This is a genomic window from Psychroflexus sp. MES1-P1E (genome assembly GCF_002836055.1).
Taxonomy (GTDB): Bacteria; Bacteroidota; Bacteroidia; order Flavobacteriales; family Flavobacteriaceae; genus Psychroflexus.
Genome location: NZ_PJBS01000326.1, coordinates 1 through 16666, shown reverse-complemented (window position 1 = coordinate 16666; position 16666 = coordinate 1). Strand labels below are relative to the sequence as shown.

The window sequence follows — 16666 nt, the reverse complement described above, 5'->3', positions numbered from 1 at the left end:
ATAACCTTATCACTGCTTTCTCCAATTCCTCTAAAAGGTATTGAGTGTCGTTGTTTTGGTTTTTGATTATATTTTCCATAATTACTTAGATTTAAATTTGGTTCTCCAATCTGCCTTGAAGCTTTTTGAAATCGCTTCATTTTCAAGTTCTTCACTCGTAGAATGCCGATTTTGGAGCATCCAATTATCTAAATCCTCTCTTTTGAAAAAGATTAATTTCCCGTGTGGCTTGTAATAGGTTACTGTGCCGTTGGAAGTATGCTTATACATACTACTTTCAGAAATATCACAATACCTGCAGCCTTCCTTGAATGAAAGGACTTTTTTTAAATGATACGCATATTGATGCACATAGTTGATTTTGTTTTTTCCCATTTTGAAAAAAATTAAAAATTAATAAAATGGAAAAGCTTTTCCTTGTTTCGTTAACGATTACAAAGATTAGGGAATAATAAGGGGTGGTAAAAAAAACCGTGACGCTGGTGATAAATTTTCACGTCACGGTTTTTAAATCTTGGCGTAGGATATTAATTTATCGAATGATTTGTCTATTTCATTTCCCTTTTTGTTTTGACGATGTATAGCAGATCTAATTTGATTGTCATTTAATGGGAAACCTTTTTTTGTATACAATATGCTAGTATCTTCAATTAAGGAATTGGTAAGATTATCATAGAAATTCTCTTTCAATATTTTTAAGAAGAAGCAGGCTCTTTGAGTATTACAATTAAATTGTATTATTTGCTTGACGTGTTTAGAGTGAACAAAAAATTTAATAAAATTATCTTGATTCAATTCATTATTAATAAAATGATTGGTTATGAATGTGTAAAAATCACCATCACAAAATAACTCTTTATACTTATCCTTTAGTCTGAAATCGTATACCTTTACCTTAGGGTAAGCTATTTTTCTAACCTCATCTTCAAGTTTGTACAATACATCCCTATTTTCTTTAAATTTCAGAAGATCAAATACTATTAGGTGATTGTAACCATCAAACTTTTTAATACCAAACATCATTTTGATAAGAATGTCATTCATATTAATTTCTCTGATACAAAAGTCTTTGGCTTTTACCTTTGCAAAATGATTTATAAAATCTTCATATGATAAGAACTTATTTTTAGCATGACTTGAACCCCTGTAAGTACTTTGTAATTCATTATCAATTATCAAATTTAAATTTTCTGCATCGTAATAGTTAGATCTATTGTCATAAATGTTGAAAAGCTCAACAGCAGAGGTATCATTCCTAGAACTTTTAATTTCTGATAGAAACTCTTTTTGTATTTTATTAAATAATTCATAGAATGGTTTATCCAAGTACTTATGTTCCAAAAACCTATTTTTTAAATCAGTCGAAATCAGCTTTACCTGTTTATTCAACTTATCGTAGAATAAATCCGAATATTTATGATTCATAATTCATTTTTGGGAGGTTATCAATTGCTTTATTTTTCAATTCACCAATATAATTAAGATATTTCATAGTGCTTCTTATATCGCTATGACCCATCAGTTCAGAAACCGCTTTAAGATTTGCACCGTGGAGTAGAAGCTGTACCGCAAAAGTATGCCTGGCACAATAAAATGTAATGTCTTTATCAATTTCTAATTTTTTCATCCAAGACCCTAACCTAAAATTAGCACCGTTATTAGTTAACGGTTCACCTTTTTCGTTCACTAGATGGAAAATCAGCTCATTACCCTCTTTTGGTTTACCAATCATTTTAATTAGGTGTTCTTGAAGCTTGAAATTTATTCTATTTCCAGTTTTTGCTCTGTTGCAATCTAATACACCATTTTTGACATTAGACCATCGTAAGTTTAAAATTTCAGCTAAACCTAGTCCAGTGCCACAGGCAAAAAGGAAACCTTTTTTCAATTCTGGATAATTACAATCAGATTTGTACAATAATTCAAGTTCACTTGTGGTAAGAACTTGCTTTTTTAAAGTGTCGCCTTTTGATCTCTTTGAAAATTTAATTCCAACAGCAGGATTTATAGGGATAATATTATGCTCATAGGCATCATTGAATATCTTTTTAAGTCTTGCAAAATAATTATGTGGAGTTTCTCCAGAAAGCCCAGCTTTAGTTTCTAAATATTCTTTGTAGCCTAAAAGTAATTTTTTATCAATTGCATGAAGTTTCAGAGATACGTTGTCTGAGAAGCTTTTAAACTGCTTTACAGTAGCATCAACCATAGCTTTATCTTTTTTAGTATAATTATCTAAGTAAGCTTCAGCATAGTCAGAGAACTTAATCTTTTTGTTGTGACTTGGGAGATAATCATATCCATTTGAAATAAGGTCGATTTCCTTATTATTTCTTGCAAGCTTAGCAATTTCTCGTTTCTCCTTTTTTTGTTGAGTTGGATCTCTAGGGTAAATCTTAATATCAAGAGTCTCATAAGATCTTTTACCATTTTTATAAATGTCTAGATAAAAACTTATTCCGCCTTTAGATAATTTCTTCTCTCTTAATTTAACGCTCATTTTTGCTGGTTTTTAGAGTGAAAACGAGTAACAAATGAGTAACAAAAACCACCCAAAAGTAACACTTCAGCAACAAATCTAATGAAAAGAAAAGAAAGAATCGGAAAGTTAAGGCATTAAAAAACAGGCTGTTGAGCCTGTTTTCTGTGGGTCATACTGGATTCGAACCAGTGACTTCTACCCTGTCAAGGTAACACTCTGAACCAACTGAGTTAATGACCCGGTTTAAAATAAAAAACCCTAACATTAAGCTAGGGTTAGTGGGCGATGAGGGGTTCGAACCCCCGACCCCCTCGGTGTAAACGAGGTGCTCTGAACCAGCTGAGCTAATCGCCCTAAATTGGGATTGCAAATATAAACCTTATTTTGATTTCACAAACAAAAAATTTCACTTTTTATAAAATTTCTGCAACGGTGAATGTACTTCCTCCAACGAAAATAACATCACTAGCATTAGCAGATTGCTTAGCGGTTTTAAAAGCGTCTCCCACACTCGTAAACACGTCACCATTCAAAAAGAAATCCTGAGCTTTTTTTTGTAAATACTCAGCCTCCATCCCTCTAGGAACATCAGGCTTACAAAAGTAATAGAGAGCTTCTTTTGGAAATAAGGGCAATATCTTATCCAAATCCTTATCGTTAACGACGCCTAAGACGATGTGGAGGTGTTCGTAGGATTCCTGTAAAAGCTGTTTTATGACCAAACGCAGTCCTTCTTCGTTATGTCCTGTGTCAGCAATAATCCTTGGTTGCTGACCTAGGGTTTCCCATCGCCCACGGAAACGCGTGTTCGATTTGACGTTTGCCAAACCGTTTTCAATTTCTACTTTTTTAATAGCCCACCCCTCAATCTGATTTAAGACCGCTATGGCTTGCAAAGCAGTTCTTATATTGTTTTTTTGGTAGCTTCCCTTTAGATCACAGTCTGGAAGTACAGTCTTTAGGTCTTTTGCAAAATGTATAAGAGCAATTTCTGCTTTGGCTTTGTTTAGAAAAACAGGCTTAGTCTCTGGCTCTGTTTCACCAATGACAACAGGAATATTTTGCTTGATAATACCTGCTTTTTCACCAGCGATTTTTTCTAAAGTATCACCCAAAAAAGCCATATGGTCTAGTCCTATATTAGTGATGACAGAGAGCAGAGGAGTGATGATGTTGGTAGAATCCAGTCGACCACCTAGGCCCACTTCAATAATAGCGATGTCTACCTGTTGTTTTGCAAAATAGTCGAAGGCCATACCTACCGTCATTTCGAAAAAGGAAAGCTGCTGGGTTTCTAGAAATATCTTGTGATGACCAATAAAATCAATGACATCTTGCTCAGGGATCTCCTGACCATTAATCTTGATGCGTTCCCGAAAATCTTTAAGATGTGGAGAGGTATATAGACCTACTTTATAGCCAGAAGTTTGTAAAATAGAGGCAAGCATGTGGCTCACAGAACCCTTTCCATTAGTGCCCCCTACGTGGATACTTTTAAACTGTTGTTCTGGAAAACCCAGTTCTTTTGATAACTCTAAGGTGTTTGTTAAATCTTTTTTGAAGGCTGTTTTTCCTAATCGCTGATACATCGGAAGTTTCTCAAACATCCATGTTAGCGTTTCCGTGTAATCCATATCTATTCAGATAATTTAAAGACGTAAGTAATAAAACCAATTTGGGTGGTAGGTGCTTTGGCATCACCGTTAAATTTGGTAGCTAAAGCTGCTCGCCTTGCAGGATCCAAGAGACAGGAAGTGCTATTGGTAGTTCCTTTTACACCAGCTGTTGCTTTTACAACATCACCATTTCGGTTCACTTCAATTCTTACAACCACTTCCCCAGATTCGTCGCATTTCTGTACAAACTTTCGCTTGCTTAGGGCCTTGCGACCTCCAAGGCGGTAATTGCCATCTCCGTCGAGACCTTTTCCTGTACCATAATAATTGTTGGCATTAGGGTCTCCATCAGGATCCCCCTTGTCCCCCACTTGGTTGTCATCTCCTTCACCACCTTCAGCCTTACCACCGTTTTTAGGGCCATTCATAAGGCTTTCCATAGCCTCTGTAACAGATTTCTCTGGCTTCTGTTCAGGAACAGGCTCGGGATCAGGTTCTGGGGTAGGTTCAGGTGGAGTCTTTTCAACCTTTTGCTGTACTTTTTCTTTAGGTTTTTCCGGTTGCTTTTCAGTCTCCTTCACCACCTTTTCACTTTTCTCAATGACGGGGGCTTCTTCAGTTTCTTGAGTGATGACTTCTTCTTTGATGTCTTCTGTAGTGCTCGGCTCTTCAACCTCTTGAGGAGGTGGAGTAGCTTTTTTTTGAGGGGAAGTCTCGATAGGTTCAGTCGGCTGAACTTCTCCTGAACCAAAATCTGTAGTTCCAAAATTCACTGCGATTCCCCGTTCCTCTGGTGGATCAAGATAGTGTAAACCAAAGAAAAACATCAATAAAATAAACAGGAGATAGAGTCCTGTCGTAATAAGGAATGATTTTTTCTCATGTTTTGTTTTGAATATGCTCACAGCTTAATTGGGTTTAACCGCCAAAACTATTTTAAAACGGTTTCTGTTGGCGATGTCCATAATGAGCACAGCTTTTTCTATTGGAACTCCTTCTTCAGCTCTCAGAATAATCGTAGGCTCTTCAATGCCATTTAATTTTAATTTTAGGGCACTCTCTATTCTGTTGGAATTTATTTTCTCATCATTGATGTAGAAGTCCAACTCTTTGGTAATGCTTACCGCCACATTTTGTTGAGACGTAGTTTTACCTTTGGCCTTCGGTAAAATCAAGTCTAGGGCTTCTGGTGTAATTACCGGTGATGTTAACATAAAAAAAATGAGTAGCAAAAAAACAATGTCCGTCATAGAAGACATACTAAAGGTGGCACTCACTTTATTTCTACCTCGTAAATTCATAATTAACTAGGTTCGTTCAATAAATCTAAGAAATCGACTGCAGTAGCTTCCATTTGGTGTATGACCTTATCTGTTCTTACCACCACGTGATTATAGGCGATATAGGCAATAATCCCTACGATAAGACCTGCGACAGTCGTTGTCATTGCAGTATAGATACCCTCCGCAAGAGAACCCATCTGCGCTTGTCCGCTGCTAGTCGCCAATTCATGAAACGCTAAAACCATCCCAATCACAGTTCCTAAAAAACCAATCATTGGTGCTGCTCCTGCTATTGTAGCGAGTACACTTACGTTTTTCTCTAACTTATAAACTTCTAGTCGGCCTGCATTTTCAATTGCGGTGTTGATGTCTTCCAACGGAGATCCTATTCTAGAAATGCCTTTTTCAGTAAGTCTGGCCACTGGAGAATTTTCTTGGGCACAACGCATTTTGGCGGATTCAATATTGCCAGAAGTCACGCTATCTTTTATTTGATTCATGAAATTCTTATCGGTCTTCGACGCTGCGTTGATTGCAAAAATGCGTTCAAAATAAATATAAATAGCAAAAAACAAAAGAACCGCCAAAATCAATATAATAATAGTTCCTCCAGGACCTCCACTAAAGATTAAATCGATGATGGATAAGGTTTTCTCTTCTACAAGTTCCTCTGCAACATCAGTGGTTTGTTGAGCAAATGTTATAAGCATGGGCTATAGGGTGTTAATGATATAGATAACGCAAAAATAAACAATAAATTTTATCACTCAAAAACAATTTATAAGCTTAAATCAATTGTTTTAAGGCAATTTCAAAAGCATGACTGCTGATGTATTTTTTATCATTACTTTGTTCAAAAGTGCGTTGAATAGCATTTTTAAGTGTGATAGAAATATCATCAAAAAGAGCTTCGTCGGTCATTAACACTTTGCGTTCCATAAAGTAAGCAAAGACACGAGCCATTCCACAATTGGCGATAAAATCTGGAATAACACTCGCTTTCTGGTCGGCATATTCCATAATAGGGCCAAAGAAGATTTCCTTATCGGCGAAAGGCACATTTGCTCCACATGAAATAACTTCCAAGCCATGCTCTACCAAGCTATCGATTTGGTCTTTTTGTACCAATCGTGAAGCAGCACAAGGGGCGAAAATATCGGCGCCAAGCGACCAAAAGGCTTTATTAGCCTCTTTAAAAGGAATAAGATCTTTGCTCTGTAATGTATTTCCTTCTTTAGCTAGAAACAACTCTTTGATCTGCTCATAGCTATATCCATCTTTGTTGATAAGGCCTCCATCTCTATCTAGAATCCCAATGATTTTAGCTCCCATTTTAGACAAATAGAAAGCAGCTGCTGAACCTACATTCCCAAAGCCTTGGATAATGGCTGTTTTCCCTTTGACATCCCCTCCATAAATATCGTAATAATGCTTCACCGACTCTGCAACTCCAAAACCTGTACACATATCTGCGATGGTATATTTACGGGATACATCTGGGCTATAATCGGTATTTTCGATCACCTTAATGACCCCGTGACGTAATTGCCCAATCCTATTAATCTTATCAGCTTCGGTAGGGTGAAAATGTCCATTAAAAACACCTTCCTGTGGATGCCAAACGCCACAGCTCTCCGTGATTGGAATTACTTCGTGAATTTCATCAACATTCAAGTCACCGCCTGTGCCGTAATAGCTCTTTAATAATGGTGAAACTGCTTTGTACCAGCGTTCTAAAACTCCCTGTTTTCTGGGGTCTTTGGGATCAAAATTAATTCCCGATTTGGCTCCACCAATGTCTGGGCCTGAAACCGTAAATTTTATTTCCATGGTTTTAGCTAGAGATAAGACTTCATTTTCATTTAAGCCTTCACGCATCCGCGTCCCTCCACCAGCAGCTCCTCCTCTTAACGAGTTGATAACCGTCCAGCCTTCAGCTTCAGTTTCTGAATCTCTCCAGTGGAAAACAATTTCTGGAGCTTTATCTTCATATTTAGTCAGTAATTCTTTCATAGGAAACAATTCAAATTATAATTCTTTGGGAACAAATATAGAGATTCGTAAAAGCTCTGTTTAGAAAAAGGTTTAAAAATTCCTAATTCTATATTAAGGCAGGTAGATAAATCCTGCAGAATGGTCTTTCGAAGAGCCCGTTACGGAGGCTAATACATTGGTTTCCTCACGGTTTCTTAAGACCCCCAATAAAGCAAAAATGAGAGCTTCTTTATAATGAATAACTTTAGCATCTGGGAGAATTATCTGAGCTTGAGTTTGCGAGACAATGAGTTCTAATACATAGGAATTTAAAGCACCACCGCCCGTAAAAAGTACTCGGGAGCTATTGTGTAAGGAGTCTGCAATCTTTTTGGCGAAGTGATGTGTACAGGTGGCAATAATTTCTTCTGAAGATAATCCAGATGATTCTAAAAGCGGAAAAAAATAAGCTTCCAACCATTCGATGCCTAAAGATTTCGGGGGCGTCTCGGAATAATACTTGAGTGAATCGAGCTTTAAAAGAAGGTTTTTATTCGGAGTTGAAGCCTTGGCGATTTGACCTCCTTCGTCAAATTCAACCCCTAAACTAATAGCATAGGGATTCAAGACTTTATTCACAGGGCAGATGTCGTAAGCAATGCGATTCTTGTCTCTTTCAAAAGAAATATTTGCAAAACCTCCTAAATTGATGCAGGCCTCGTAATCTCCGAATAACAGTCGATCGCCTAGGGGGACTAATGGGGCTCCTTGACCTCCTAAAGCCACATCTTCAACTCTAAAATCGCAAATAACTTTATGACCTGTTAGCTTCGCTAGTTCTGGTAGATTACCAATTTGATAGGTGAGCCTGCGTTCAGGTTGATGTAAAACAGTATGTCCGTGAGAAGCTATAAAATCGATGGGAGGTAACTCATGTTCTCTTAAGAATCGACCGATGTAATCTGCAAGTAGGATGGTATAATCTTTATCCAACAATTTTAGACTCTCCATAGATTGCTGGTGGGCCGTTTGCAACTTTTCTCCCCAAAATGAGGAATAAGGATAAGTAATAGCCGCCTTAATTTTAAAAGTCCACGTATTGTTTTCAAAAGAGAATTGACAATGTGCAAGATCCACACCATCAAGTGAAGTACCGGACATTACTCCGATAACAGAATAGCTTTTCATACCAGTAGAATTGACATCAAAATTAGGATAAAACAGACAAAGAAACTGAGTTTCAGATGAAAAACTTGAAAGGGACTCTAAGCTTATATATTTTACACAAATCTTAAATTTTGATCGGTTATATTGAAAAATATGCGGTTAAATCCTATATTTGTAATAGAATTTTAATAAAACTGAAACAGTTACTGTATGGATTTTAAATTAACAGAAGAGCATGAGATGATTCGCCAGGCAGCGCGAGATTTTGCTAACAATGAATTGAAGCCTGGAGTTATAGAACGTGACGAAAATGAAGAATTTCCAAAGGAGCAAATTAAAAAACTTGGTGAGCTTGGATTTATGGGCATGATGGCTTCACCAGATTATGGTGGTGGAGGAATGGATACCGTTTCTTATGTCTTAGCGATGGAAGAACTTTCCAAAATAGATGCTTCTGCATCGGTTGTCGTTTCGGTGAATAATTCTTTGGTATGCTGGGGTTTAGATACGTATGGTACAGAAGAACAAAAGAAAAAATACCTTTCTAAGTTGACTACTGGTGAGAAAATAGGTGCTTTCTGCTTAAGTGAGCCTGAAGCGGGCAGTGATGCCACGTCTCAAAAAACTACAGCTATCGATATGGGGGACCACTATGTGATCAACGGGACTAAAAACTGGATCACCAATGGTAATTCTGCAGAGGTTTACCTTGTGATTGCCCATACCGATAAAGACAAAAAACACAGAGGTATAAATGCTTTTATCATGGAGAAAAACATGGAAGGCTTTGTTGTTGGACCTAAAGAGCGGAAAATGGGTATTCGTGGAAGCGATACGCACTCTTTGACTTTCAACGATGTGAAAGTCCCTAAAGAAAATAGAATAGGAGAAGATGGATTTGGTTTCAAATTCGCTATGAAAACCCTAGCCGGTGGCAGAATTGGTATTGCAGCTCAAGCTCTTGGTATTGCTGCTGGAGCTTATGAACTAGCTAAAAGCTATTCTAAAATAAGAAAAGCTTTTGGAACTGAAATCATGAACCATCAGGCTATCGCTTTCAAACTTGCAGATATGCATACTAGTATTGAAGCAGCCCGCCATATGGTGATGAAAGCAGCTTGGGATAAGGACAATGGTCTTAATTACGATCTTTCTGGCGCTATGGCAAAACTTTACGCTTCGCAAGTGGCCATGGATGTGACTATAGAAGCCGTTCAAGTCCATGGAGGAAATGGGTATGTAAGAGAATACCACGTTGAACGCATGATGAGAGATGCCAAAATCACACAAATTTATGAAGGCACTTCAGAAATACAAAAAATTGTAATTTCCAGAAGTATCTTGGCAGATTAACCTAAAATCTGAGAACGTATTTTAGAGGTCAACAGCGATGTTGACCTTTTTTTATTTTAAATAGTAGTAAACTTGCGCATCAAATAGGAGCTATGAAAATATCTGTAGAATTAACCCTTACGCCCATCCAAGATGATTTTGAGCCTGTCATTATAAACTTAATAAAAGCGTTGCGAGCTTCAGGCTTAACTGTGTTAGAAAATCCGCTGAGTACTCAAGTCTATGGAGAGTATGATAAAGTGATGGATGTTCTTCAGAAAGAGGTGAAGACCGCTTTTGAAGCCATGGATCGAGGGGTGTTATATATGAAACTAGTAAAGTCTGATAGAAGTGACTATACGCCTCATTTCTGAATTAAATTGAATGTATGGCTTCTCATACTTATTTTAATAATAACCTTAAATTTGTGATTTCATAGTTTAAAATTTGAATGTGGATCTATTTTTAGAATGGTTATTTTCAGAATATCAAGACACGCCAACACACTTTTTGGTCCTTGAAATTATCGCTATTGTTTTTGGGCTTCTAAGTGTTTTGTTTTCAAAAAAGGATAATATTCTCGTATTCCCCACAGGCATTGTAAGTACACTTATCTTTGTGTACATTCTTTATCAGTATAATTTACTCGGTGATATGATGATAAACGCCTACTACTTCCTCATGAGTATTTATGGCTGGCATAGGTGGACTCAAAAGGTAGATGATTCTCATTACATTCCTATTAAACAGGCAACACGACGAGAAAACCAGCAATCTATTTTTATATTTTTAGCAACTGCCGTTTTCGTCTCTATCGTTTATGAAGTATTCGACAAATGGGACGGTTGGGTAACCTATGTGGATGTGATCACCACAGGAATATTTTTTGTAGGAATGTGGTTAATGGCCAAAAAAAGAGTGGAGAATTGGATCTATTGGATCATAGGAGATCTTATCTCAATTCCATTATATTATTACAAAGGTCTTACTTTTACGTCCTTTCAATACATACTTTTTACTATTATTGCCGTTTATGGATTTATAGCATGGAGAAAAAACTTAGACAAGCCAAAGACGAACTTATTAAAATAGTCCTTTATGGACCAGAATCTACAGGCAAAACTTCGCTTGCTAGGGCTCTAGCCCTAGAGTATAATACGAAGTGGGTACCAGAATTTGCAAGGGATTATTTACAGGACAAATACAATACTTCTGCAGAGATTTGTGAACCTGAAGACCTTATCCCTATTGCTAAAGGTCAACTACAATCTGAAAATTTTAAAGCTAGAAGTGCAAAGCAATACGTGTTCTGTGATACCAATGTTTTGCAAACTTTAGTCTATGCCAAAGCCTACTACAAAAACTTTCAGGATAAGATTTTAGAGCAATGTGCAGAAGAGTGTCATTATGCTCATTACTTCTTAACTTATATAGACACTCCTTGGGTAGAGGATGATTTACGCGATAAACCTCACCAGAGAAAGTCCATGTTTACTATATTTGAACAAGAGTTGATTCAAAGAAATCTACCTTATACTATTTTAAAAGGAGATTTGAAGCAACGTTTATACCAAGCCGCATCTATTATTAAAACGCTTTAAACATTAATTATGAAGATTCATCCTAGAGACATTTCTCACATCGAAAACCATGAACTCTCTATAGATAAGATAGAAAAAGATATAGACTATTTAAAAAAAGGATTCCCCAGCTTAGAAGTCGTAAAACCGGCAACTCTTAATGATGGGATCATCACTTTTTCCCCTGAAGAAGAAGAGACTTTGATCGAAAATTACCAAAATTCTGAGGTAGAGGCTATCAAATTTGTGCCTGCTAGTGGAGCAGCATCAAGGATGTTCAGATCGCTCCATCAGTTTATGGAGGACTATCCGACATCACAGATGGACTTTGAAATTTTTCTTCACCAAGACGATTATAAAGATCTGTTTGGTTTCTTCAGCACTATGGAAAACCTTCCATTTTATGATGATTTAAAATTTGCCTTAAATGGAAAATGTGTTGATTTTGATACCCTATCCCAAGGGGATAAAGCGTTGATGTTTACAAAACAAATACTGGCTTCTGAAGGTTTTCAGATGGCAGACTTGCCAAAAGGTCTTATTCCATTTCATAAATATGCTGAAGAAAAGCTAACCGCTTTTCAGGAGCATCTCTTTGAAGCGGCTAGGTATGTTGTGAAGGATAAAGAAGCAAGAGTGCATTTTACCATTTCTAAAGATCATTTGGATAAATTTCAAGAAAAACTTAAAGAGGTCAAACACAAAATAGAAGACGCAACGGGAGTTTGCTTCAACGTAGAGTTTTCTTTCCAACATCCTTCTACAGATACTGTTTGTTTAGATACTAACGGGGATCTTTGCAGAGATGATGAGGGTCAAATTTTATTTAGACCTGCGGGGCATGGAGCTTTAATCCAGAATTTGAATGCATTAGAAGGAGATCTCGTGTTTATCAAAAATATAGATAATGTTGCTCATCAAGACTCTAAGGATGAAAAAAGCAAACCTACACATAAATACAAATCTATTCTTGCTGGGAAACTCATTCAGCTTCAGGACAAAGCTTTTGGCTATTTGAGAGCCTTAGAAAAAGAAGCCTGTGTTGAAACTATAGTGAAAGAAGCAAAAGCTTTCTTAAGAGATCAGTTAAATGTCCATATTGACCTCCAAACTAAAGAAGACGTTTTTTATTATCTCAACAGACCTATACGAGTGTGTGGAATGGTGATAAATGAAGGAGCACCTGGAGGTGGGCCGTTTTGGATAAAAAATGAAGATAACAGTGTTTCTCTCCAAATTGTAGAAAAATCGCAAATAGATTTATCTCAACCTGACCAAAAAGAAAAAATGGAAGCCTCTACCCATTTTAACCCTGTAGATATTGTTTGTAGTTTGAAAAATTATAGAGGTAAACCCTTTAATTTGGTGGATTTCGTCGATACAAATAAGGGCTTTGTTGCAAATAAATTTGTGGGTGGCAAGTCCATAAAAGGATTGGAATTACCAGGTTTATGGAATGGTGGTATGGCTTTTTGGAATACTGTATTTGTAGAAGTTCCTACTCATATATTTAATCCTGTAAAAACAGTTTTAGATTTGCTTAAACCTGGGCACCAACCCGAAAAAAATGTTTAACAAAGAGGCGTTGCTTAGAGAATTAGAATTTCAGTTTGCTTTAAGCGGTGGGCCCGGAGGTCAACATGTCAACAAGACAGAAACCAAAGTAATTTTAATTTGGGATCTTCAGAAGTCCGGTGTCTTTTCAGCTTCACAAAAAGAACAATTGCAACAACGCCTTGCTTCTAAAATCAATTCTGAAGGGGTCCTTAAATTCAACGTTTCTAAAACCCGAAGCCAACATCAAAATAAGAAAATAGCAATTTTAAATTTTGAGGATTTAGTAAAGAGAGCTCTTCAGAAGAAAAAAAAACGCATTAAAACAAAGCCTTCGCGATCTGCCAAACTTAAACGCCTTCAGAAAAAGAAAAAACATTCAGAAAAGAAAGTCAATCGCCAAAAGCCAGAGCTATAACCTAAGCTAAATTTCAGCTTGCGTTGATGTTTCCATACAAAGCTCTGATTCGCATTTTTTCACGAATAGTTATATTTGGATCATTTTTTTGAATCTTTTGTAAGGCCAAATTAAATTTATAATGTCGCATAAATAAATTGAATTATTTTTTAAGATCTCTCTAAATTTTTCTCCGTATTCTCACTTTTAACTGACTTAACATTAAAAATATTAAAGCAAATACAGTCACAAAAAAAAGGGGATACTCACTCTCAAAAATGTGGAAAATTATTTAAAATTATAGAAGGCTATTGTTTTATAGCCCATTTCTAGATGACTAACACCTATAATTTTTTATTTGAAAACCAACCAATAACTCTTAAAATCTAGTCTTTACTAGCCCTAAAATGAAATATTAAGTTAGAAATTAAATCCTTAAAATAAGGATTATTTTTTGAAGTCAATTCGAAATCATTTCTATAAATTTGCACCTTATCTCAAAGGGGTGTTTTGCACTAGCAAGACTGAGATCATACCCAATGAACCTGGGCAAGTAATGTTGCCAAGGGAAAATGACAACTATAATTGTCATACATTGTTTAGTACTCCTGATGCCAGAGTGGTCATCGGGTTTTTTAATGTTTAATTTTGAATAACTGCCCCTTTTATTCGTGAATCATTTTACGAATGAAAACCAAATTATTTCTACTATGCCTTACCCTCTGGGGTTGGCAATCCTTCTCACAAAACTACACTGTAGAGGGACGAGTTACTGAAAACGGCAAACCGCTTAAAGATGTAAGTGTCTATACTAAATACAAATATTATGGCACTGTCACCGATGAAAATGGTAAGTATCAATTAAGTTTAGAAAAAGGCAACTATACCATAGTATTCGCTCATGGGAATCGCCAAGAGGTTAAGCTACAATTGATGTCTAACCAAAGCTTGGACATGGATATGGCAAAAGCCGAGGAGTTTCTTGATGAGGTTTTAGTAAAAGCCTTTAGAGTAGAGGCGGACTCGCCCATCACTCACTCCAATTTTACCAAAAAAGATATTGAGAGCCGAAATCTTGGACAAGACATTCCCGTTTTACTTAATGTACTTCCCTCTGTGGTTTCTACTACCGATGCAGGTAATGGCATAGGCTATACGTCTATAAGAGTAAGGGGAAGTGACGCGTCTAGAGTAAACGTCACTCTAAACGGAATTCCTTTTAACGACCAAGAAAGTCAAGGTGCTTTTTGGGTTAACTTACCTGATTTTGCTTCTTCTACAGAAAACATTCAATTGCAAAGAGGTGTAGGAACTTCTACCAACGGTTCTGGAGCTTTTGGAGCCAGTCTTAATATCCTTACAGAAGCAAAGGATGACGAAGCAAGTGCAGAGATTAGCAATTCAATTGGATCGTTCAATACCAGAAGACACAGTGTTGAATTTGGAACGGGACTTTTGGAAGACAAGTTTACATTCTCTGGTCGTTTGTCTCAAATTAAATCGGACGGTTATGTGGATAGAGCATCCTCTGATCTAAAGTCTTACTTCTTACAAGGGACTTTTAAAGATGGTGGGACCTATGTCAAGGCTCTTGCCTTTGGAGGTAATAATATTACTTACCAAGCTTGGTATGGTATAGACAAGGAAACCTTGGAAACTGATAGAACTTTCAATCCTTCGGGAAGTTATACTGATGAAGATGGAAATAAGCAGTTTTACGATAATGAAGTGGATAATTATAAGCAAGACCATTATCAATTGCACTGGAATCAGAAATTAAATAAAAATTGGACGAGTAACCTTGGTTTAAACTACACCTATGGTCGAGGCTATTATGAACAGTACAAGGAAAATGCAGATTTAGCTTTTCATGAGATTGAGCCACTGCAAATAGGTGGGGAAACCATAGAAAATTCAGATTTGATTCGCAGACGTTGGTTGGATAACGATTATTATGTGGTAAACGCCACGATAAATTATACAGACAACCAACTTGATTTTACATCTGGATTATTTTATAGCCATTATACCAATGATCACTTTGGAGAAGTGATTTGGTCTAGGTTCGCTGGGAATTCAGAAATCCGAGATGACTATTATTTTGGGACTGGAACCAAACAAGAATTTACAGCCTTTACAAAAGCCACATGGAGACTGAATGATCAATTGAGTTTTTTCGGTGATCTACAAGGAAGATTTGTGAACTATAAGACCAGGGGGTTAACATCAGATAAGATTAATCTTTTGGTGGATGAGAACTTTAATTTTTTTAACCCTAAAGCAGGAGCTACCTTTCAAGTTAATGAAGATCAACAACTCTATGCCTCTTATGGTAAAGCACAAAGAGAACCAAGGAGAAGTGATTTTGAAAACGGCATCACCAACCCAGAAATCCTCGATGATTTTGAATTGGGCTGGAGAATCGATTTAGGAAGGTCTTCAATCAATACTAATTTATACTATATGTATTACCAAGACCAAATGGTTTTGACTGGCGCATTGGACGATGTGGGTGCACCTGTAAGGGAAACTAGTGGCGAAAGTTACCGATTAGGCTTAGAAATTGATGCTGATATAAAAGTGTCGAGATTATTTTCTCTTAGACCTAATTTAACCCTGAGTCGAAATAAAAATATTGATTTCAGAGCGAATTTAGGGGGTGAAGTTCAAAACCTTGGTGAAACTAATATTTCCTATTCTCCAGAAATTATAGGAGCTAATCAGTTGATATTTCACCCTAGTGAGATCTTTCAAATTAGCTTGATTTCTAAATATGTTGGAGAACAGTACATGGGTAATATCGATAGTGAAGGCTCCCTGCTAGATGGGTTTTTTACTAACGATTTGAACATTGTTTACGAGTGGAAAAATGCTCCCTTGTTTAAGTCGGTCGTGTTTACAGGCTTAGTCAATAATATTTTTAATGTTGAATACGAATCCAATGGTTATTTCTTCTTTGGTAATTTTCAAAATGATGCTGGTCAAACAGAGAGTTTTGAAGGTGCAGGTTATTACCCCCAAGCAGGCATTAATTTTTTAGCAGGCGTTACCCTTAAATTTTAATCTATTTAAATTTGCATTTTTTCCTAACCAAAAAGACCTCGGAATACCGAGGTCTTTTTTAATTTACAAACTGGCTAGTATGAATTGTTATTGTCCGATAAAAAGTTAAAAATGAGTAGTTATACCAAATTAAATTTATAATGTCGTATAAATAAATTGAATTATTTTTTGACTAATTGAAGTTAAAAATAATTAGTATAGCCTTAGTTACGGTAATT

General features: G+C 36.5%; 16 protein-coding genes and 2 tRNA genes. 7 read left to right on the top strand and 11 right to left on the bottom strand.

Going from position 1 to position 16666, the window contains the following annotated elements:
* Nucleotides 1-81: 81 nt before the first annotated feature.
* The 11 genes from CXF67_RS14415 to CXF67_RS14365 form a co-directional block, all read right to left on the bottom strand.
* Complete coding sequence (locus tag CXF67_RS14415) at nucleotides 82-375, bottom strand: helix-turn-helix domain-containing protein (RefSeq protein ID WP_102089383.1); 294 nt, start codon at nucleotides 373-375, stop codon at nucleotides 82-84.
* Nucleotides 376-507: 132 nt separating this feature from the next.
* Nucleotides 508-1425 (bottom strand): hypothetical protein, encoded by a 918-nt coding sequence (locus CXF67_RS14410; RefSeq protein WP_102089382.1) that lies wholly within the window; start codon nucleotides 1423-1425, stop codon nucleotides 508-510.
* Nucleotides 1415-2500, bottom strand: coding sequence for a site-specific integrase (locus CXF67_RS14405; RefSeq protein ID WP_102089381.1), 1086 nt, complete (start codon nucleotides 2498-2500; stop codon nucleotides 1415-1417). The genes CXF67_RS14410 and CXF67_RS14405 overlap by 11 nt, the downstream gene beginning before the upstream one ends.
* A gap of 147 nt (nucleotides 2501-2647) precedes the next feature.
* Nucleotides 2648-2722: transfer RNA gene (locus CXF67_RS14400), tRNA-Val, on the bottom strand.
* A gap of 39 nt (nucleotides 2723-2761) precedes the next feature.
* Nucleotides 2762-2836: transfer RNA gene (locus CXF67_RS14395), tRNA-Val, on the bottom strand.
* Nucleotides 2837-2895: 59 nt separating this feature from the next.
* The gene (locus CXF67_RS14390) at nucleotides 2896-4116 is read right to left on the bottom strand and encodes a bifunctional folylpolyglutamate synthase/dihydrofolate synthase (protein ID WP_102089380.1); all 1221 of its coding nucleotides are present in this window, start codon (nucleotides 4114-4116) and stop codon (nucleotides 2896-2898) included.
* A 2-nt stretch (nucleotides 4117-4118) separates the two neighbouring features.
* Nucleotides 4119-5003 (bottom strand): energy transducer TonB, encoded by an 885-nt coding sequence (locus tag CXF67_RS14385; RefSeq protein ID WP_102089379.1) that lies wholly within the window; start codon nucleotides 5001-5003, stop codon nucleotides 4119-4121.
* Between the two features lie 3 nt (nucleotides 5004-5006).
* Nucleotides 5007-5399 carry an ExbD/TolR family protein gene (locus tag CXF67_RS14380; protein ID WP_015023803.1) on the bottom strand — a complete coding sequence of 131 codons (393 nt, stop codon included), beginning with the start codon at nucleotides 5397-5399 and terminating at the stop codon, nucleotides 5007-5009.
* A 2-nt stretch (nucleotides 5400-5401) separates the two neighbouring features.
* Complete coding sequence (locus CXF67_RS14375; RefSeq protein ID WP_102089378.1) at nucleotides 5402-6091, bottom strand: MotA/TolQ/ExbB proton channel family protein; 690 nt, start codon at nucleotides 6089-6091, stop codon at nucleotides 5402-5404.
* A gap of 76 nt (nucleotides 6092-6167) precedes the next feature.
* Entirely contained in the window at nucleotides 6168-7394 is a 1227-nt protein-coding gene (locus CXF67_RS14370; RefSeq protein WP_102089377.1) for a Glu/Leu/Phe/Val dehydrogenase dimerization domain-containing protein, read from the bottom strand.
* Between the two features lie 93 nt (nucleotides 7395-7487).
* Nucleotides 7488-8543 (bottom strand): anhydro-N-acetylmuramic acid kinase, encoded by a 1056-nt coding sequence (locus CXF67_RS14365; protein WP_102089376.1) that lies wholly within the window; start codon nucleotides 8541-8543, stop codon nucleotides 7488-7490.
* 189 nt (nucleotides 8544-8732) lie between these two features.
* Between CXF67_RS14365 and CXF67_RS14360 the strand changes: the two genes are divergently transcribed.
* The 7 genes from CXF67_RS14360 to CXF67_RS14330 all read left to right on the top strand — a co-directional run bounded on the left by CXF67_RS14360 (nucleotide 8733) and on the right by CXF67_RS14330 (nucleotide 16448).
* Nucleotides 8733-9875 carry an acyl-CoA dehydrogenase family protein gene (locus tag CXF67_RS14360; RefSeq protein WP_102089375.1) on the top strand — a complete coding sequence of 381 codons (1143 nt, stop codon included), beginning with the start codon at nucleotides 8733-8735 and terminating at the stop codon, nucleotides 9873-9875.
* Between the two features lie 92 nt (nucleotides 9876-9967).
* Nucleotides 9968-10228 (top strand): YkoF family thiamine/hydroxymethylpyrimidine-binding protein, encoded by a 261-nt coding sequence (locus CXF67_RS14355; protein ID WP_102089374.1) that lies wholly within the window; start codon nucleotides 9968-9970, stop codon nucleotides 10226-10228.
* Between the two features lie 79 nt (nucleotides 10229-10307).
* Entirely contained in the window at nucleotides 10308-10946 is a 639-nt protein-coding gene (gene pnuC / locus CXF67_RS14350) for a nicotinamide riboside transporter PnuC (protein WP_102089384.1), read from the top strand.
* On the top strand, nucleotides 10901-11455 hold the full coding sequence (locus CXF67_RS14345) for an AAA family ATPase (protein ID WP_102089373.1): 555 nt from the start codon (nucleotides 10901-10903) through the stop codon (nucleotides 11453-11455). The genes pnuC and CXF67_RS14345 overlap by 46 nt, the downstream gene beginning before the upstream one ends.
* 9 nt (nucleotides 11456-11464) lie before the next feature.
* Complete coding sequence (locus CXF67_RS14340; RefSeq protein WP_102089372.1) at nucleotides 11465-13009, top strand: DUF4301 family protein; 1545 nt, start codon at nucleotides 11465-11467, stop codon at nucleotides 13007-13009.
* Nucleotides 13002-13406 (top strand): alternative ribosome rescue aminoacyl-tRNA hydrolase ArfB, encoded by a 405-nt coding sequence (gene arfB, locus CXF67_RS14335; RefSeq protein ID WP_102089371.1) that lies wholly within the window; start codon nucleotides 13002-13004, stop codon nucleotides 13404-13406. The genes CXF67_RS14340 and arfB overlap by 8 nt, the downstream gene beginning before the upstream one ends.
* A gap of 666 nt (nucleotides 13407-14072) precedes the next feature.
* Nucleotides 14073-16448 carry a TonB-dependent receptor gene (locus CXF67_RS14330; protein WP_102089370.1) on the top strand — a complete coding sequence of 792 codons (2376 nt, stop codon included), beginning with the start codon at nucleotides 14073-14075 and terminating at the stop codon, nucleotides 16446-16448.
* Nucleotides 16449-16666 lie beyond the last annotated feature (218 nt).